The organism is Dyella japonica (assembly GCF_040545895.1).
GTDB classification, from domain to species: Bacteria; Pseudomonadota; Gammaproteobacteria; order Xanthomonadales; family Rhodanobacteraceae; genus Dyella; species Dyella japonica_D.
The window spans coordinates 1,335,220-1,353,991 of sequence record NZ_JBEPMU010000001.1; the positions used below are offsets into that span (position 1 = coordinate 1,335,220).

The window sequence follows — 18,772 nt, forward strand, 5'->3', positions numbered from 1 at the left end:
CACGGCCCGGCGGATGCGTGAAGTCCGATCAGGCTTCTTCGGTTTCCACGGCCGGCAGCGGCGAGTTGCCGTTGGTCACCAGCAGGCGGGCGCGCAGTTCGGCGTCCACTTCGTTGGCGATGGCCGGGTTGTCGCGCAGGAACTGGCGCACGTTCTCCTTGCCCTGGCCGATGCGATCGCCCTTGTAGCTGTACCAGGCGCCCGACTTGTCGATCAGGTTCTGCGCCACGCCCAGCTCGATGATTTCGCCTTCGCGCGAGGAACCTTCGCCGTAGAGGATCTCGAACTCGGCCTGGCGGAACGGCGGCGCCACCTTGTTCTTGACCACCTTGACGCGGGTTTCCGAGCCGATCACCTCTTCGCCCTTCTTCACCGCGCCGATGCGGCGGATGTCCAGGCGCACCGAGGCGTAGAACTTCAGCGCGTTGCCGCCGGTGGTGGTTTCCGGGCTGCCGAACATCACGCCGATCTTCATGCGGATCTGGTTGATGAAGATCACCAGGCAGTTGGACTTCTTGATGTTGGCGGTGAGCTTGCGCAGCGCCTGGCTCATCAGGCGGGCGTGCAGGCCCACGTGGGAGTCGCCCATTTCGCCTTCGATTTCAGCCTTGGGCGTGAGCGCGGCCACCGAGTCGACCACCACCACGTCCACGGCACCCGAGCGCACCAGCATGTCGGCGATTTCCAGCGCCTGTTCGCCGGTGTCGGGCTGGGAAACCAGCAGGTCATCCACGTTCACGCCCAGCTTGGCGGCGTAGGTGGGATCGAGCGCGTGCTCGGCGTCGACGAAGGCTGCGGTGCCGCCGTTCTTCTGGCAGTTGGCGATGACCTGCAAGGTCAGCGTGGTCTTGCCCGAGGATTCCGGACCGTAGATCTCGACGACGCGGCCGCGCGGCAAGCCACCGATGCCCAGCGCGATATCCAGGCCCAGCGAGCCGGTGGAGACGGTCTCGATGGCATCGTCGGCACGGTCGCCCAGACGCATGACCGCGCCCTTGCCGAATTGCTTCTCGATCTGGCCGAGGGCGGAGGTGAGCGCCTTGCGCTTGTTGTCATCCATCGTCTTGAATCCTGGGGTGGCAGTGAATGAAGCCATGATGCCCGCGGTTTGTCTCACGGGCTGCGATCTGTGGTTGATCAGTATCCCATACCGGTCAAGCGGCCTCCTGGCCTGCCTTCGACTCAGTCCGTCAGCGCCTTGATAACGCCGTTGAGCGCGGCCGCCACGGTCTGGCGGCGCACCGCTTCGCGGTCGCCGTCGAACTGGAACAGGGTGGCGTGGGCGTAACCACCGCGCCGCTTCCAGCCGATCCACACGGTACCGACCGGCTTCTCGGGGGTGCCGCCGCTGGGTCCGGCGATGCCGGTGACCGCCACGGCCATGCCGGCGCCAAATCGCGCCAGCGCGCCCGAGACCATTTCCAGCGCGGTCTCCTCGCTGACGGCGCCGGTGCGCTCCAGCGTGCGCGGGTTCACGCCCAGCAAGGCTTCCTTGGCTTCGTAGCTGTAAGTGACTACACCGGCATCGAACCAGGCGGAGCTGCCCGGCAGATCGGTGAGCGCCTTGGCGATCCAGCCGCCGGTGCACGATTCGGCCGTCACCAGCATCAGGCGGCGCTGCTGGGCGGCGGTGGCCACCTGCTCGGCCAAGGCCTTGAGATCGGCGTCAGTGGGGACAGGCAAAGTCATGGGGATTCCTGGGGACACGGACGGAAGGCGACCGTTCTACCCCGACGACGCCGTTCCGCCAAGGGCCGATCGCGCCGATCAGCTGCCCCACACGGTTTGGGCGAAGCGCAGGAAATTCAGCCCGAGGATTTTCTCGATCCGGCTGCTGGAATAACCCTTCTGCGCGAGCAACTGCGCCAGCTTGTGAAACTGCTGCGGCCCGCGCAGATCGACCACGAAGGGATAGGTGTCGGGCCGCTCGCCCGCGGCGCTGATACCGGCGGCCTGACGCTGTGCAATTTCCTTCGCCAACGATGCCTGATAGGCCTGCAGGTCATCGATCTGCGTCACCGAACCATCGGTACCGATGCCCACGTGATCCTCGCCACATACCTTCACCGCATGATCGATGTTCGCTACCACGTCCTCGGCGTGCGCATGGCCCGAGGCATTGAGGAACGGCATGAAGTAGATGCCGATGAAACCGCCGCGCTCGGCCACCAGCTTCAACTCGGCATCGGTCTTGTTGCGCGGCAGATCGGTCACCGCACGGCAACCGGTGTGGTTGATCGAGATGGGCGCCGTCGAAACCCGTGCCGCTTCCAGGCAAGTGTGTTCGCCGCTGTGCGAAAGATCGACCATCACACGCCGCGCATTGAGCCGCGCAACCACCTCGCGTCCGAACGGCGTGAGCCCACGATTCTCCTTGGCCATGGAACCATCGCCCAACTGGTTGGCCGGGTTGTAGGTCAGCTGGAACACGCGCACGCCGAGGTTCGCGAAAATGTCGACGCGCTTGGCGTCGTTGCCCATCATCGCGCCGTTCTGGAAACCGTAGATCAGGCCAATCTTCTTCTCGGCCTTCGCCCGGCGAATGTCGGCCGCCGTGAGGATCTTCGTCACGTCGTGCGTGTGCTCGCGCACCAGCGCGTCAGTGGCAGCGATGTCGCGCACGCTGGCCTCGAACGGGTCCTCGGGGCCGGATACATAGCCAAGCGTGATGTTCACCGCCGTCAGGCCCGATGCATGCGCTTCGGCCAGCACGCGCGGCGTGAGCTCGGGAACCAATGCATCGGATCCGAGGTTGGGATCGCCCAGGCCGCCCAGCGCGTTGATGATGACGCCGTTGTCGTTCATGCCCGCACTCCGTTGCACCGCGCCACGCGCATCCCACGGCAACAGCGACGCCGCAGCCGCCCAGGTCATTCCGCTCAGGAAGGTTCGCCGATCAATCGTCGTCATCGCCCATCTCGTCCTTGGTCACTTGCCGATAGTCGGCACGCGGATATGCGTGACCGCGCTTCACCGTCATGCGGATGCTGCGCAGGTTGCCGATGTCTTTCACCGGATCGGCGGAGAGCACTGCGAAATTCGCGAGCTTGCCCGCTTCGATGGAACCCATGTCCTTCGCCTGCCCCGCCGCCTCGGCGCCGATCAGCGTGGCCGAACGAAGGGCCTGTAACGGCGGCATGCCCACGTCGTGCGTGAGGAAGAAGATCTCGTCGAAGACGGATGGCCAAACGTCCTTGAAGCCCGGGTCGCTGTCGGTGCCGGTGGAGATCGGCACGCCGGCTTGCCACGCCTGGCGCACCAGCCGCGTCGTGGTCGGCCCCGTGCAGCGCAGTGGCTTGCGCTCGGGATGCGCCTTGCGTTCGGCGTCGTAGCGAACGAACAGGCTGCCGGTGGCATCGAGGATGGTGCCGTGCTTGAGCATGTCGCGGTAGAGGCCAGCCATCACCGGATCGTCGCCGTTCCTGGCGAGCAACTCATCGTGGAACGGCGTGTGATCCTCATAGTTCTTCAGCATCACTGGTTCGAGCTGATACGCCTGATAGCAAGCATGACTGACCACGTCGACGCCGGCATCGATGACATCCGCCGGGCGCGTAGGGAACACGGCGCTATGCGCCCACACCATCATGTGCTGGCGATGCGCCTCCGCCGTGATGGCCTTCACCAGCTCGGGCGGCAGGTCCGCATACACCTTGATGGCCGTTGCCGAGGTGCCGCGCGCCAGCGCCACCGCTTCGCGCAGATCGGTCTTCTCGTCGATGGCCTGCATCCACGGACTCTTGCCTGGCGTGACGCCGTAGCTCGCCGCTGCCACGCGCGGATCGGCGAAGAACTCCGGGCCGGCCATCACCACGGCGTAGTAGATATCCGGCGAAGGGATTTCGCCGGTACGCGCCTCGCGGGCCAGCTCGCCGACCGAGCGCAGATCGTCCGCCATGTCGCGCACCGCCGTGACGCCCGCATAGAGGTTGCGCCGCAGGATGGCCTGCGCGCGCTTTGCATTCGGCGGCGTGGCGATATGCACGTGGCTGTCGATCAGGCCGGGGATCACGTAGCGGCTGTGCAGGTCGACGGTTTTCACCGAAGCGCCCTTCGCTTCCGCCAACGAACCGTGCGGCCCCACCGCCACGATGCGTTCGCCACGCACCAGGATGTCCTGATCGGCAAGCGGCGCGGCGCCCGTGCCATCGATCACGGTGGCTCCGGCATAGAGCGTCAGTGCATCGGCGGGCGACGGCTTGGCCTCTTTGCCGGCAGCAAACGCGGCTGAAACAGACAGCGCAAGGAACAACGCTGTCACCCGTGGAATCGCTGAGCGTGGGCGGGTATGCATGGCGGTCGATCCTACACATCGGATTCCGCCCCTCACAAGGACGCCCGCGGCAAAGCAGCGTAGTCGGACAAGCCCGCAAGCCATGCCGCGCGTCTCGGGATACATGCCGGGCCAATTCGGTTATCTTGGCGGGCCTTTTTCGAACGGCGTGCATCGCCGTCCCGCCACGGCCGGTTTCACCATTAGGCCCGACAGAACAGCACGTTATGGTCGCCCAGGATTTCGAGAACCACACCCCCTTCATGCGCCAGTACCTGGCCGCCAAGGCCGCGCACCCGGACGTGCTGCTGTTCTTCCGCATGGGCGATTTCTACGAGCTGTTCTACGACGATGCGCGCAAGGCGGCACGGCTGCTGGACATCACGCTGACCCAGCGCGGCCAGTCGGGCGGACAACCCATTCCCATGGCCGGCGTGCCCTATCACGCCGCCGAGAACTACCTGGCGCGCCTGGTGCGCCTGGGCGAATCGGTGGCGATCTGCGAGCAGATCGGGGACCCGGCCACGTCGAAGGGCCCGGTGGAACGCAAGGTGGTGCGCATCGTCACGCCGGGCACGGTCACCGATGCCGCCCTGCTGGAAGAACGTCGCGACAACCTGCTGATGTCCATCGCCGCCGGCGCGCATGGTGCCTACGGCCTGGCGTGGGTGGACCTGGCCAGCGGCCGCTTCCTGCTCAGCGAAGTGCCGAGCGCCGAAGCACTGGCCTCGGAACTGGCACGCCTGCAGCCGGCAGAAACGCTGGTGGGCGAAGACGTGGCATGGCCCAAGTTCGTCAGCACCCTGCCCGGCCTGCGTCGCCGCCCGCCGTGGCACTTCGATCCCGATGCAGCCAAGCGCGAACTCAACCGCTTCTTCGGCACGCGCGATCTCGGTGGCTTCGGCGTCGATCGGCTGCCGCTGGCCGTGGCTGCCGCCGGCTGCCTGCTCGGCTACGTGGAAGAAACGCAGAAGAGCGCGCTGCCGCATATCTCCGGCATGTCGGTGGAAAGCGCGGGCGACACCATCGCCCTTGACGCCGGCACGCGCCGCAATCTCGAACTGGACACGCATCCCAGCGGACGCACGGAACACACCTTGCTCGGCGTGCTGGACGAAACCGTCACGCCGATGGGCGCGCGACTCATGCGCCGCTGGCTCAATCGTCCGCTGCGTTCGCGCGATCTGTTGCGCGCACGCCATCAAGCCATCGGCACGCTGATCGATCATCGCCAGCACGAAGCGCTGCGCGAGCAGTTGCGCGGCATCGGCGACCTGGAACGCATCCTGGCACGCGTGGCGCTGCGCTCGGCGCGTCCGCGCGATCTGTCGACGCTGCGCGACGGCCTTGCTGCCGCGCCGTCGCTGCGCGAGCTGATCGCGCCGCTCGACAGCCCGCTGCTGCATTCGCTGGTGGAACGCATCGGCGATCACGCAAGCACGGCCGCCCTGCTCGTTCGCGCCGTGGTGGAACAGCCGCCGGTACTGCAGCGCGATGGCGGCGTCATTGCCGACAACTACGACGCCGAACTCGACGAGCTGCGCCGCCTTGCCACGAACGCTGACCAATATCTGGTCGAGCTGGAGGAACGCGAGAAAGCCGCCAGCGGCATCGCCACGCTCAAGGTTGGCTACAACCGCGTGCACGGCTATTACATCGAAATCAGCAAGGGCCAGGCCGACAAGGCGCCCACGCACTACACGCGCCGCCAGACCACCAAGAACGCCGAGCGCTACATCACCGAAGAGTTGAAGGCCTTCGAAGACAAGGTGCTTTCGGCCAAGGAGCGCTCGCTGATGCGCGAGCGCGCGCTCTACGAGGAACTGCTCGACACGCTCACCGCGCAACTCGAACCGCTCAAGAACGCGGCCGCTGCCATGGCGGAACTCGATGTCGTGGCCGCGCTGGCCGAGCGCGCCATGACGCTGGACTGGAGCGCACCCGAACTCACCGACGAACCGGGCATCGTCATCGAGCGCGGCCGTCATCCGGTCGTGGAAAAAGTGCGCGAGGAACCGTTCGAGCCGAACGATCTCACGCTCGACGACAACCGTCGCATGCTGGTCATCACCGGTCCGAACATGGGCGGTAAATCCACCTATATGCGCCAGAACGCGCTGATCGTGCTGCTCGCGCATATCGGCAGCTACGTGCCTGCGTCGCGCGCGGTGATCGGCACGATCGACCGCGTGTTCACGCGCATCGGCGCGGGCGATGACCTGTCGCGCGGCCAGTCCACCTTCATGGTGGAAATGAGCGAGACGGCCAACATCCTGCACAACGCCACCGAGCACAGCCTGGTGCTGATGGACGAAGTAGGCCGCGGCACCAGCACCTACGACGGCCTGGCGCTGGCCCGCGCGGCAGCGGTGCACCTGGCCGCCAGCAGCCGCTCGTACACATTGTTCGCCACGCACTATTTCGAGCTCACCGAACTGGCCAACGAATACGCCACCATCACCAATGTGCACCTGGACGCGGTGGAGTACGGCGAGCAGCTGGTCTTCATGCACGCCGTGAAGGAAGGCCCGGCCAATCGCAGCTTCGGCCTCCAGGTGGCGGCGCTGGCGGGCCTGCCCAAGTCGGTGATCGCCGATGCGCGACGCACGCTGGCCGAGCTGGAACGCGGCATGTACCAGCACGCCTCCGCGGCGGCCACCAAGACGCCTGCACAGGAGTCGCCGCAAATGGGCCTGTTCGCCGCCGCGCCGTCGGTGGTGGAACGCGCGCTGGAAGGCATCGATCCCGATGCCCTGACGCCGCGCGAAGCGCTGGAAGCGCTGTACCGCCTCAAGTCGCTGGCCTGATCGCCAGCAGACGCAGGCTCGTCGTGCAGACGAGCCTGATGTTGTGTCAGCGACGCAAACTGATCGGGCGAAACGCAGCCTAGTGCGGATACTCCGACTTGCGCGCGTTGCCGATGGCTTCCAGCACCGGCGTGGGCAGGCGATCGAGATCGAGCACCACCTTGCCTGAGTGCACGGCGCGCACCGCGCTTACCGGTATCTCGAAATCGCCGCCGTTCTCGATGTAGACCACGAGTGCATGGCCACCCGAGAGCAGCCGGCGCACCGAGCCGATGCCGTCTTCGCCATCGGCCACGAAAACCATGTCGCCTTCCTGGATGCTCTCTGCCACGACGCCTCTCCGCAGAATTACGAGGCAGGCATCGTCATTCACGCGTAGTCGCGTGTGCGTGAAAGCGGTGGTTGCCCGCTTCAGCCCATCCCACGAATCAAGGCGATGCATCGACGCCACGGCAGGAGAAGCGAGCGCTCTTCATAGGCCTTGGCTATGAATCACATCAAAACAATCGAATTCCCCAAATGGATCGGGATGCCTAGAGTCGAACACAAGCCAGCCGACGCCAGCCATTCCCCCACGCAAGGAGCTCCGCATGACCGCCCATCGCAAGACCCTCACCACCTCGTCCGGCGCGGCCGTGCCCGACAACCAGAACGCCCTGACCGCCGGTCCGCGCGGCCCGTTGCTGGTGCAGGACCACCAGCTGTTCGAGAAGCACGCGCACTTCAATCGCGAACGCATCCCTGAGCGCGTGGTGCACGCGGTGGGTTCCGCCGCGCACGGCACGCTGACCATCACGCACGACATCACCAAGTATTCCCGCGCCAAAGTGTTCAAGCCGGGCACGAAGACACCGCTGTTCCTGCGCTTTTCCACCGTGGCAGGCGAGCGCGGCGCGGCCGATGCCGAGCGCGACGTGCGCGGCTTCGCCATCAAGTTCTACACCGAGGAAGGCAACTGGGATCTGGTCGGCAACAACACGCCTGTGTTCTTCGTGCGCGATCCGTACAAATTCCCCGACTTCATCCACACGCAGAAGCGCGATCCGCGCACCAACCTGCGCAGCGCCACGGCCATGTGGGATTTCTGGTCGCTCTCACCGGAATCGCTGCACCAGGTGACCATCCTGATGAGCGATCGCGGCCTGCCCGCCACGCTGCGCCACATGCACGGCTTCGGCAGCCACACCTACAGTTTCTGGAACGACTCGGGCGAACGTTACTGGGTGAAGTTCCACTTCAAGACGCAGCAGGGCATCGAGAACTGGTCCAACGAGAAAGCAGCCGGCGTGATCGGCCAGGATCGCGAGTCGCACCAGCGTGATCTCTACGAGGCCATCGAACGCAAGGATTTCCCGAAGTGGACGATGTACGTGCAAGTGATGCCGGAAGCCGATGCGGAAAGCGCGCCGTACAACCCGTTCGACCTCACCAAGGTGTGGCCGCACAAGGATTACCCGCTGATCGAAGTGGGCGTGCTTGAGCTCAACAGGAATCCGGACAACTACTTCGCCGAAGTGGAACAGTCGAGCTTCTCGCCGGCGAACGTGATTCCAGGCATCAGCCACAGCCCGGACAAGATGCTGCAGTTCCGCATCTTCTCCTACGCGGATGCCGCGCGTTATCGCCTGGGCACCAACCATGATTCGCTGGAGATCAATCGCCCGCGCTGCCCGGTGCACAACTACTACCGCGACGGCGCGATGCGTTTCGACGGCAACGGCGGCGGCCGCGTGAACTACGAGCCGAACTCGCTCAACGGCCCCGTGGAAGACAAGTCGGTGCAGGAGCCGCCCCTGGCGATTTCCGGCGATGCGGACCGCTACAACCATCGCGACGGCAACGACGATTACACGCAACCGGGCAACCTGTTTCGCCTGATGAGCGCGGACCAGAGGCAGCAACTGTTCCGCAACATCGCCACGGCCATGCAGGGTGTGCCGGAAGAGATCGTTCGCCGCCAGATCGGCCACTTCAGTAAGGCTGATCCTGCCTATGGCGAAGGTGTCGCCAAGGCGGTGGGCATCACGCTCTGACGTTTGGGCAAAAACCAAGGGCGACGTCTCGCGAGAGCGTCGCCCTTGGTTTGCTGTGCGCGGGGAAAGCTCAGGCCGCCATTTCGGGCACGCTGACCGGCGCGGGTTCGTCCGTGGCATTGGCCAGCATGGCCGGAATGGTTTCCACCGGCACGGAGACCGGCAAGGACACGACCTTCGCCGCTTCGCGCGCCGAGAGGCGGCCAAAGCCCACCAGGCGATCGATGCTGCGCGCCACTTCCGACTGTCCGAACGGCTTGCTGATGAAGTCATCGGCGCCGAAACGCTGCACGTAGAACTGTTCCGTGGCCTGCTGGTTGCCGCTGATCATCACGATGGGCACGTGCTGCGTGGCCGGGTCGTGGCGCAACGCGCGCAACACGGCGAAGCCGTTCATGCCCGGCAGCACGATGTCCAGGAAGATCATCGCCGGTGGTTCGGCACGCGCCATCTCCAACGCGCTTTCGCCATCGGCGGCGCGCTCCACTTCGTAACCGTCAACCTCCAGCATGCGGCCGAGCACGGCGCGAATGGTCGCCGAATCGTCCACCACCAGTATTCGCGCACCGTGCGTGGTCTTGCGCCACGTCTGGTCCGCCTGCCCCGGCGTTGCGCTCGAAAGCAGTCGCTTCAGGAATCCCATACCCGTCATGTTGTCCTCCCCACTACTTGTACCTAGGGGAAAAACACGCGCCCGCGCGAATTTCCCTGGAGGACATGCTTGCGCAGAACGGCTATGCGTTCTGAGATGGGTGACTCACATGGAATCCTTAAGCCGTCGCAATTCTCGACGTGCCTGCTTGTCCGGGCGCCCCGGCGGCGCCATGGCGCCCAGTAACTTACGCTGAGCCTTCGCAGCGTCGCGTGCCGCGATGCTGCCCTCGCTTTCGCGATAAAGCGCCTGTGCGACGCTCGCCGGGCCACGCTTTTCCGAAAGCGCCAGCACTTCCACTTCCAGCCTTTCCTCGCCGCGCGAGATACGAAACACGTCGCCCACCTGCACGGCCTTGGCGGGTTTGCAGGTGCCGTCGTTCAGGTCGATCTTGCCGCCGTCGATGGCCTGCTTGGCGAGGCTGCGGGTCTTGAAGAAGCGCGCGGCCCAGAGCCACACATCGGCGCGTACGGGGGAAGCAGGGGAAGTCGATGACATGGGCCTATTGTCACTCACCCACGCCACCTACAGCAGCGTGCCCTGATGGAACAGCATCTGCCAGCGGCCGTCGCGCAGGCGCCAGATCGAGCTGCGCAACGAGTCGGACGCGGGACGCTGCGGCGTGGCGACACGATGCCCGCGATAGGTCACCAGCGCCACGTCCTCGGCCAACAGGGTCACCCGAAAATCGGTGACTTCGCGCTGCGAAAAGGATTCACCGCGCAACGCCTGGACCACGGCATCACGCGTCCACACGGTGCCGGAGACACCGAACTCAACGAAATCCTCGGCAATCAGCCGCCGCAACGCGGCCTCATCAGCGCGCACGTCCTGCCGGTGCAACTGCGTTTCCAGATCGAACAGATGCGCGGCAAGATCCATGATCAACGGCTCAACAGCAGATTGCCCAAGGGAATGGTGACCAGCGACAACACGATGCCGGCGCCCAGAATGGTATTGGCCAGCGACGGTTCCAGCTCGTATTCATCGGCGAGAATCGCCGCGGAAATCATCGGCGCCATGGCCGCCTGCAAGACGCCCACGATCAGCGTGAGGCCACCGACGCCAGCCGCCACGCCCAGCACCAGGGCAACCAGAGGCGCCAGCAACAGCTTCCATCCCAGGCCCAGCAGCAAGGCCGGCAGTTGGCGTTCACCCAGGTGGAACTTGAACTGCAAACCCACCGAAAACAGGGCCAGCGGCGTGAGCGTGGCGCCGATGGGTGTGAACACCTGGTCAAGCACCGGCGGCCAGCCACCCAGCGCGCCCACGATGGCCGCGAGCACAAGGGCAAGGAACGATGGAAACGTGAGAATGCGGCGCGCGATCACGCGCGGTTGCGGCGACCGCCCCGCATAGAACGACGCCACCGCCACTCCGGCCGACGCCAGCAACGGAAAACAGCCCAGCTGGTCGGCGACCACGGCGAGCGCCAGGCCTTCCTTGCCATGCAGGGCCTGCATCATGGGATAACCCATGAACGAGGTGTTGCCCAGGCCACAAACCAGCGTGAGGGCGCCAATGCGTTCGCGCGACCAGCCCAGCATTTTCCCAAGCACGGCGAACAGCAACCACGCCCCGAAGAACACCACCCACATGGACGCCACGGGAAACCACAGCTGCGTGTCCACCTTCACCTTGGGCACCAGCGCCAGCACCAGCGCCGGCAGTGCCACGTTGATCACCCACCAGTTGATGCCATGGACGATGCCTGCGGGCGGCTTCGCGAAACGCGCAACCAGCACGCCAAGCAGAAGGCAGGTGAATAGCAGCAGCAAGGCGCTCATGGGCTTCCAGTAAAGCAAACGGCCGCAGTATAGCGGCCGTTTGCTGGCGGGCCCGGTGGCTGCCCGCCGTATTTCGTCCCTTCTTTTCGAGGGCATTCCGGCCTGCGCCGGCATGACGAGCGTTAGCCCGCGATCAAACGATTCAATCGCTGCACGAATGCGGCAGGGTCCGGCAACTGCGCACCCGCAGCGATCTCCGCCTGATCGAGCAGGAGATTGGCCAGGTCGGCGGACCTGCCCGGGTCGCTCTCGTTTTCCACCCGCTTGAGCAGCGGATGCTGCGGATTCACTTCCAGCGTCGGCTTGGCCGCGGGCACATCATGGCCTGCCTCGCGCAGCAGACGTGCGAGATGCGGCGCCATCTCATAGTCCGACAGCGCCAGGCACGACGGCGAATCGGTCAGACGCGCCGACACGCGCACGTCGCCCACGCGATCGCCCAGCAGTTCCTTGAGCTTGTGCACCAGCGGTTCGGCCGCCTTGCTCGCCTCTTCCTGCTGCTTCTTGTCCGCCTCGTCCAGCGGCAGTTCGCCCTTGGCCACGTTGCGGAGCTTCTTGCCGTTGTATTCGGTGAGGCTGTTGAGCATCCACTCGTCGATGCGGTCGGACATCAGCAGCACTTCGATGCCCTTGGCCTTGAACGCTTCCAGCTGCGGGCTGCCGACGGCCGCGGTGTAGCTGTCAGCGGTGATGAACCAGATGGTGTCCTGACCGATGGCCATGCGGCCGATGTAATCATCCAGCGACACGGTCTGCGCAGCGCCATCGCCCTTCGTGGAGGCAAAGCGCAGCAGCTTGGCGATGCGCTCGCGATTGGCCGGATCTTCCGCAATGCCTTCCTTCAACGTGTTGCCGAAGGCCTTGTAGAAGGTCGCGAACTTCTCCGGCTCATCGCGCGACAGCCTTTCCAGCAGATCGAGCACGCGCTTCACGCAGGCGGCGCGGATGCGCTCCAACTGGCGGTTGTGCTGGAGGATCTCGCGGCTCACGTTGAGCGGCAGGTCGTCCGCATCCACTACGCCGCGCACGAAGCGCAGGTAGTTGGGCAGCAGTTCCTCGGCCGCGTCCATGATGAAGACGCGCTTGATGTAGAGCTTCAGACCCTTGCGCTCGTCGCGACCGCCCATCATCAAATCGAACGGCGGCTGCTCGGGGATGTACAGCAGCGTGGTGAAACTCTGGCTGCCTTCGACGCGGTTGTGCGTCCACGCCAGTGCGTCATTGAAGTCGTGGCCGAGCGACTTGTAGAAGCTCTGGTAGTCCTCGTCGGAAATCTCGTTGCGCGGTTTGGTCCACAACGCCGAGGCGTCGTTGACGGTTTCCCATTCGCCGGTCGGCTTGCCGTCTTCTTCCTTCGGGCAGCGGATCGGGAAGGCCACGTGATCGGAGTACTTCCGGATCAGCGAGCGCAGTTCCCAGCCCTTGAGGAATTCGTCTTCGTCGGCCTTCAGGTGCAGGATCACCGCCGTGCCGCGTTCGGGCAGGTCGACCTGGGCGAGGCTGTATTCGCCCTTGCCGTCGCTCTCCCATTTCACGCCCTCGCCCACCGGCAGGTCGGCGCGGCGGCTGAGCACGGTGACGCGGTCGGCGACCACGAAGGCCGAGTAGAAGCCCACGCCGAACTGGCCGATCAGGCGCGCGTCGGTCTTCTGTTCCGCGCTCATCGCTTCCAGGAAGCGGCGCGTGCCGGAGCTGGCGATGGTGCCGATGTTGGCGACCACTTCATCGCGGCTCATGCCGATGCCGTTGTCGCGCACGGTGACGGTGCGCGCCTGCGGGTCCCAGCTCACGTCGATCTGCAGCTCGCCATCGCCGGACAGCAGGTCGGGGTTGGCAATGGACTCGAAGCGCAGCTTGTCGCAGGCGTCGGAGGCGTTGGAGATCAGCTCGCGCAGGAAGATTTCCTTGTGCGAGTAGAGCGAATGCGTGACCAGGTGCAGCACCTGGGCGACTTCGGCTTCGAATTTGCGGGTTTCGGGCGCGGTGTTCGTCATGCGGAAAGACTCATGCAAAAGGTCGGTCGAAGGAGTGACAAGCGAAGGGGCCGACGGATCGGCCCCCTATGATGCCCGCTCCCGGTCGGAGAGCGGGTGAAGATCAGGCGTTGGCCGAGGCGTTCTGCAGGGCGGCAATGCGCTCTTCCAGCGGCGGGTGGCTCATGAAGAGCCGTTTGAAGCCGGTGGCCAGGTGGCCGGAGATGCCGAACGCGGCAATCGTCTGCGGCAGCGTGCTCTCGCCGTGCTGCACCTGGAGGCGTTGCAGGGCCGAGATCATCGAACCGCGGCCCGCCAGCTTGGCGCCGGCCGCGTCGGCGCGGAATTCGCGCCAGCGCGAGAAGGCCATCACGATCATCGAGGCGAACAGGCCAAAGATCAGCTGCAGCACCATCACCGAGACGAAGTAGCCGATGCCGCCACCGCCATCGCGGTCGCGACCGCCGGAGAGCCAGCTGTCCACCAGCCGGCCGACCACGCGCGCGGCCAGGATCACCAGCGTGTTGAGCACGCCCTGGATAAGCGTGAGCGTGACCATGTCGCCATTGGCGACGTGGCCGATTTCGTGGCCCAGCACGGCGGAGACCTGCTCGCGATCCATCTGTTGCAGCAGGCCGGTGCTCACCGCCACCAGCGAGCTGTTGCGGGTCATGCCGGTGGCGAACGCGTTCATTTCGGGCGCGTCGTAGATGGCCACCTCGGGCATGCCAATGCCGGCGTTCTGGGCATGGCGGTGGACGGTCTCCACCAGCCAACGCTCGGCTTCGTTCTGGGGCTGGTCGATCACGCGGGCGCCGGTGGACATCTTCGCCGTCCACTTGGACATGGCCAGCGAGATGAAGGCGCCACCCATGCCGATCACGGCCGCGTAGGCCAGCAGGTTGCCCATGCCGCCGTAACCACGGGCGGCGCTCCACTGATCGATGCCAAACAGATGGCAGACGATGCTCAGCAGGAACAGGACGGCGATATTGGTAAGCAGGAACAATGCGATGCGACGCATGGCTGTCTCTCGGGCAGTCATGAAAGGGATGCGGCTACAGCCGCTGTGAAAGGATCGTGGCGAAATCTTGCGGTTTCAAGGGCCATGAGCCGGGAATCTTCAGTGACGCCCCCTGGTTTCAACAACCCGTCAGCTGGCGTTTCCGTTTTCCGGACCGCTCCTGCACAGCGCCGCCGCACCCGTAAAATGGCCCGATGAACTACCGCGGACGATTCGCCCCTTCTCCGACCGGCCATCTCCATTTCGGTTCCCTCGTGGCGGCCGTGGGCAGCTGGCTGTGCGCCCGGCATGCAGGCGGCGCGTGGCTGTTGCGGGTGGAAGACATCGACCCGCCCCGCGAAATGCCGGGCTCCGCCGAAAGCATCCTGGCCGCCCTGCCCGCGTTCGGTCTAGTGGCCGACGCACCCGCGCTGTTCCAGTCCCAGCGCCAGGCGGCGTATGACGCGGCGTTCGCGCAGCTCAAGGCCGCCGACCTGGTCTTTCCCTGCTGGTGCAGCCGCAACGACCTGGCCGGCGGGCTCCATCTGGACGGCCGCTGCCTGGCGCCCCCGCTCGATGGACGCGAACCCGCGTGGCGCCTGCGCGTGCCGGACATCGATATCGCCTTCACCGACGCGTTGCAGGGCCCGCAGACCCAGAACCTGCGGCTGGCCGCCGGGGATTTCGTGATACGCCGCGTCGAGGGCTACTACGCCTATCAGCTGGGCTGCGTGGTGGACGACGCGTTTCAGGGCATCACCCAGGTGGTTCGCGGCAACGACCTGCTCGATTCCACGCCACGCCAGATTTTCCTGCAGCGCTGCCTGGGCCTGCCCACGCCCGCTTACCTCCACTTGCCACTGGCGCTCGATGGCGACGGCCGCAAGCTGTCCAAGTCCGAGCGCGCCCATCCGGTGGACCCGACCGATCCGCTGCCCGCGCTGCGCCGCGCGCTGGATTTCCTCGACCTGCCCGCTTCGACCACGGCGCGCGATCCTGCCGGACTGCTTGCGCATGCCCTTGTGCATTTCGCGCCGGAACGGCTCCCGCACTGCGGCGAACGTGCGGCAGCCTAAACGGCCCTCAACGCAATCATCCGCCACCCGCCACATGGAGGCGCAAGACGGCGTACCCTGCGTAGACGTTTTGCCATGTTGCGCGTGGTAGACATGGCGGCATCCCGGTTGCACGATCGGGGTGGATTGGTCACTCGCATCTTTGGAGAACAGGCATGACGCAACGCACGGCATTGGTCACTGGCGGCACGGGTGGTATCGGTACGGCGATCATTCGCTACCTCGGGCGCCAGGGACATCGGGTCGCCACCAACTACCGTGACCAGGCCAAAGCGGAAGCGATGAAGGAAATGATGGCGAAGGAAGGCATCGAGGTGATGCTGGTACCGGGCGACGTGAAGGACCCCGATTCCTGCGAAGCCATGGTGCGCATCATCGAAGGCGCGATGGGCCCGGTGGAAATCCTCGTCAACAACGCCGGCATCACCCGCGACACCACCTTCCACAAGATGACTTATCCGCAGTGGATGGAAGTGGTGAACACCAACCTCAACGCCTGCTTCAACGTCACCCGCCCGGTGATTGAAGGCATGCGCCAGCACAAGTGGGGCCGCATCGTGCAGATCAGCTCCATCAACGGCCAGAAGGGCCAGTATGGCCAGGCCAACTACGCCGCCGCCAAGGCCGGCATGCATGGCTTCACCATCTCGCTGGCGCAGGAAAACGCCAAGTTCGGCATCACGGTGAACACGGTGTCCCCGGGTTACGTGGGCACCGACATGGTGATGGCCGTGCCCGAAGACGTGCGCGAAAAAATCGTCGCGCAGATTCCCGTGGGCCGCCTCGGCCGCCCCGAGGAAATCGCCCACGCCGTGGCGTTTTTGACTGGCGAGGAAGCCGGCTGGATCACGGGCGCCAACCTGTCCATCAACGGTGGCCACTACATGGGTTGGTAAGCCCCACGCCCTCTCTCCGTTTGAAAGCTGGAAGATCAACGCGGAGAGAGGGTTGGATGCGCCCAGGCTCGCTCGGCGAAGTCCTGCCACGAACAGCCGCCCCTCACCACGCGGCGCCGTCCCCGTCGGGGAGAGGGCAACGTGCAGTACTCCGCGCGATGCGAAACGAGCCCCGCTTTAAATCCTCAGCACCACCTTACTCGCGATGTAGCCATACCACGGATTAAGGAGATCGTGGCCATCCGAACTCCAAATCCCCCAAGCTCGTATTCCGCAGTCAGTGTGAGCTCTTAAGGCCATTTTCTTTGGGTTACTTTTCTTTTGGGCCAGCAAAAGAAAAGTGACTCGAGCGGCGGCAGCCGATCGAAACGCCCGCCGCGCAGGCGGCCCGATCGCGGAAGCGCCTCAAAAGCGCGACCAAAGGTATCGCGACAACCTAAAACCGAGGCGCTAGATGACCAGCCTTCGGCTGTTGTAAAGCGCCTCCGGCCTTCGCCGGGATGACGAGCTAGGTGTCGCGAGCGAAGAAAAACCTCAGCTCCCCAGCAACCTCTCCATCACCCTCCCCACCGCCGCAAACGCAAACGCCCCCGTGACATGCGTCGCAGCACCCAACCCACCACCGCACGCAAGGTTCAACGCTTCAACACCATCAGCCACCGGCGGACGCGTGCCGCACACCGTGCCATCCGGCTGCGGATACTGCACGTTCTGCAGCGAATACACCGCCGACACGCCGAAATAGCGATCCGGGTTCTTGGGGAAATGGAAATCCTGCCGGAGCTTCTTGCGGATCAGGCTGAACATCGCATCGTGTTCGGTGCGCGAGAGATCGCGCACGCGGATCTGCGTGGGATCCGTGCGGCCGCCCGCCGAGCCCACCGTTACCATCGGCAGCTTGCGGCGGCGGCACCAGGCGATGGCTTCCAGCTTCACGCGGAACGCGTCGCAGGCATCGAGCACCACGTCGTAACCGCGGTCGAGCAATTCATCCAGCGTCGACGTGGTGAGGAAACGCTCGATCGCGTCGATCCTGATGGCAGGATTGATCGCACGCAGGCGCTCTTCGATCACTTTCACCTTGGACTTGCCGAACTGGCCATCCAGCGCATGCAGCTGCCGATTGGTGTTCGACACGCAGATCTCGTCGGCATCGATCAGGGTGAGATGACCCACGCCAGTGCGCGCCAGCGCTTCGGCAGCCCACGAGCCCACGCCGCCGATGCCGATCACGCAGACGTGACTCTGCATCAGCCGGTCGAGACTGCCGACGCCATAGAGGCGCTCCACGCCAGCGAAACGTTCACGCGGAAAGGCAGGGCCAGCCTCGTCGGCGGGCAGCGCGATGGGTTCTTCCACCGTGGTGGCGTTTTCGGTTTGCATCGTTGAGGCCATAACAACACCTTGAAGACGGGGCATTTTATCGGGATCTGTCCGCCGCTGCAGACGGCCCGCTATGCTTGGCGTTCCGCTGCATCCACAGGGAGTTCCACGGCATGCGTTCCGCTCTACTGATCGTGCTCGGTCTGGTCATCGGCATCGTCGGCACCGTGTTTGCCATGAATGCGCTGCACGACCGCGAACCGTTCTCGCACACCGTAATGACGTCGATGTCGCATCACGCCGGCGCACTCAGTGCCGCCGTAAAGGCGCAAAAATGCGATGCCGTGCAGTCCCGGCAGCATCTTTCGCGTCTTCTGGAAACCCAGGCGGATCTAAGTGAGGCCTTCCCGGGCGTCGATCAACCGTTCCAAGACGAGATCACCAAGCTGCACGACAAGACCCAGGCGGCACTGCAGGCCGCGCCCGCGGATTGCGCCGCGCTGGCGGCGGCCATCAAGCCGATCGGCGAAACCTGCCAGTCCTGCCACCAACAATACCGCTGAGATGCCGCGACGAAAGGCGAAGACCTAGATCTTCACCTTGCCGCGCAGGATCTGCCAGTACATCACCCAGTCACCCATCAGGCTGTACAGCGGATGGGTGAACGTGGCGGGTCGGTTCTTCTCGAACACGAAGTGCCCGATCCAGGCAAAGCCATAACCGGCCACGGGCGCCAGCAGCAACCACCATGCGTTGCCGCTGACGATGGCCAGCACGATCACCGCCAACACCAGCGTGCTGCCGGCGAAGTGCATGCGCCGGCACTGCACATCGCTGTGCTCGTTGAGATAGAACGGATAGAACTCACGAAAACTGCTGTAGCCGGACATGCGCGTCACCCTGTTGGCCTGCGCACAGCGTAATTCGCCGTGCCGGCCGTTGCATGAGC

The 18,772-nt window shown here is 64.9% G+C and carries 18 protein-coding genes; 5 read left to right on the forward strand and 13 right to left on the reverse strand.

What is annotated here, in order from left to right; translation table 11 throughout:
- Window positions 1-28 precede the first annotated feature (28 nt).
- From recA to ABIC75_RS05885, 4 genes are all read right to left on the reverse strand, one after another.
- A complete protein-coding gene (gene recA, locus ABIC75_RS05870) occupies window positions 29-1,060 on the reverse strand; it encodes a recombinase RecA (RefSeq protein ID WP_354012899.1) in 1,032 nt (343 codons plus the stop codon).
- 122 nt (window positions 1,061-1,182) lie between these two features.
- Window positions 1,183-1,689 (reverse strand): CinA family protein, encoded by a 507-nt coding sequence (locus ABIC75_RS05875; RefSeq protein WP_354012900.1) that lies wholly within the window; start codon window positions 1,687-1,689, stop codon window positions 1,183-1,185.
- A gap of 78 nt (window positions 1,690-1,767) precedes the next feature.
- A complete protein-coding gene (locus ABIC75_RS05880) occupies window positions 1,768-2,910 on the reverse strand; it encodes a dipeptidase (RefSeq protein ID WP_354012901.1) in 1,143 nt (380 codons plus the stop codon).
- Window positions 2,897-4,294 (reverse strand): amidohydrolase family protein, encoded by a 1,398-nt coding sequence (locus tag ABIC75_RS05885; protein ID WP_354012902.1) that lies wholly within the window; start codon window positions 4,292-4,294, stop codon window positions 2,897-2,899. The genes ABIC75_RS05880 and ABIC75_RS05885 overlap by 14 nt, the downstream gene beginning before the upstream one ends.
- Window positions 4,295-4,500: 206 nt before the next feature.
- Here ABIC75_RS05885 and mutS point away from each other — a divergent pair, with 206 nt between their 5' ends.
- Window positions 4,501-7,080, forward strand: coding sequence for a DNA mismatch repair protein MutS (gene mutS / locus ABIC75_RS05890; RefSeq protein ID WP_354012903.1), 2,580 nt, complete (start codon window positions 4,501-4,503; stop codon window positions 7,078-7,080).
- Window positions 7,081-7,159: 79 nt separating this feature from the next.
- On the opposite strand, the gene ABIC75_RS05895 is transcribed toward mutS, so the two are convergent.
- The gene (locus ABIC75_RS05895; protein ID WP_354012904.1) at window positions 7,160-7,411 is read right to left on the reverse strand and encodes a hypothetical protein; all 252 of its coding nucleotides are present in this window, start codon (window positions 7,409-7,411) and stop codon (window positions 7,160-7,162) included.
- A 259-nt stretch (window positions 7,412-7,670) separates the two neighbouring features.
- On the opposite strand from ABIC75_RS05895, the gene ABIC75_RS05900 reads away from it, so the two are divergent.
- Window positions 7,671-9,113, forward strand: coding sequence for a catalase (locus ABIC75_RS05900; RefSeq protein ID WP_354012905.1), 1,443 nt, complete (start codon window positions 7,671-7,673; stop codon window positions 9,111-9,113).
- Between the two features lie 70 nt (window positions 9,114-9,183).
- On the opposite strand, the gene ABIC75_RS05905 is transcribed toward ABIC75_RS05900, so the two are convergent.
- The 6 genes from ABIC75_RS05905 to htpX all read right to left on the reverse strand — a co-directional run bounded on the left by ABIC75_RS05905 (window position 9,184) and on the right by htpX (window position 14,549).
- Window positions 9,184-9,765 (reverse strand): response regulator, encoded by a 582-nt coding sequence (locus ABIC75_RS05905; protein WP_354012906.1) that lies wholly within the window; start codon window positions 9,763-9,765, stop codon window positions 9,184-9,186.
- Window positions 9,766-9,870: 105 nt separating this feature from the next.
- A complete protein-coding gene (locus tag ABIC75_RS05910; protein WP_354012907.1) occupies window positions 9,871-10,263 on the reverse strand; it encodes an RNA-binding S4 domain-containing protein in 393 nt (130 codons plus the stop codon).
- A gap of 27 nt (window positions 10,264-10,290) precedes the next feature.
- Entirely contained in the window at window positions 10,291-10,647 is a 357-nt protein-coding gene (locus ABIC75_RS05915; protein ID WP_354012908.1) for a DUF4440 domain-containing protein, read from the reverse strand.
- A gap of 2 nt (window positions 10,648-10,649) precedes the next feature.
- Complete coding sequence (locus tag ABIC75_RS05920) at window positions 10,650-11,552, reverse strand: AEC family transporter (RefSeq protein ID WP_354012909.1); 903 nt, start codon at window positions 11,550-11,552, stop codon at window positions 10,650-10,652.
- Between the two features lie 122 nt (window positions 11,553-11,674).
- On the reverse strand, window positions 11,675-13,546 hold the full coding sequence (gene htpG, locus ABIC75_RS05925) for a molecular chaperone HtpG (protein WP_354012910.1): 1,872 nt from the start codon (window positions 13,544-13,546) through the stop codon (window positions 11,675-11,677).
- A gap of 103 nt (window positions 13,547-13,649) precedes the next feature.
- Window positions 13,650-14,549 (reverse strand): protease HtpX, encoded by a 900-nt coding sequence (htpX, locus tag ABIC75_RS05930; RefSeq protein WP_354012911.1) that lies wholly within the window; start codon window positions 14,547-14,549, stop codon window positions 13,650-13,652.
- A gap of 194 nt (window positions 14,550-14,743) precedes the next feature.
- On the opposite strand from htpX, the gene gluQRS reads away from it, so the two are divergent.
- Entirely contained in the window at window positions 14,744-15,604 is an 861-nt protein-coding gene (gene gluQRS / locus ABIC75_RS05935) for a tRNA glutamyl-Q(34) synthetase GluQRS (RefSeq protein WP_354012912.1), read from the forward strand.
- 155 nt (window positions 15,605-15,759) lie between these two features.
- A complete protein-coding gene (phbB, locus tag ABIC75_RS05940) occupies window positions 15,760-16,500 on the forward strand; it encodes an acetoacetyl-CoA reductase (RefSeq protein WP_354012913.1) in 741 nt (246 codons plus the stop codon).
- Between the two features lie 534 nt (window positions 16,501-17,034).
- Here the strand turns inward: phbB and ABIC75_RS05945 are convergent.
- Window positions 17,035-17,883 carry a tRNA threonylcarbamoyladenosine dehydratase gene (locus ABIC75_RS05945; protein WP_354012914.1) on the reverse strand — a complete coding sequence of 283 codons (849 nt, stop codon included), beginning with the start codon at window positions 17,881-17,883 and terminating at the stop codon, window positions 17,035-17,037.
- 77 nt (window positions 17,884-17,960) lie between these two features.
- On the opposite strand from ABIC75_RS05945, the gene ABIC75_RS05950 reads away from it, so the two are divergent.
- Window positions 17,961-18,386, forward strand: a complete 426-nt coding sequence (locus ABIC75_RS05950) for a cytochrome c (RefSeq protein WP_354012915.1) — start codon at window positions 17,961-17,963, stop codon at window positions 18,384-18,386.
- Between the two features lie 24 nt (window positions 18,387-18,410).
- Here the strand turns inward: ABIC75_RS05950 and ABIC75_RS05955 are convergent, their stop codons facing one another.
- Window positions 18,411-18,713, reverse strand: a complete 303-nt coding sequence (locus ABIC75_RS05955; RefSeq protein WP_354012916.1) for a DUF962 domain-containing protein — start codon at window positions 18,711-18,713, stop codon at window positions 18,411-18,413.
- Between the last annotated feature and the right edge of the window lie 59 nt (window positions 18,714-18,772).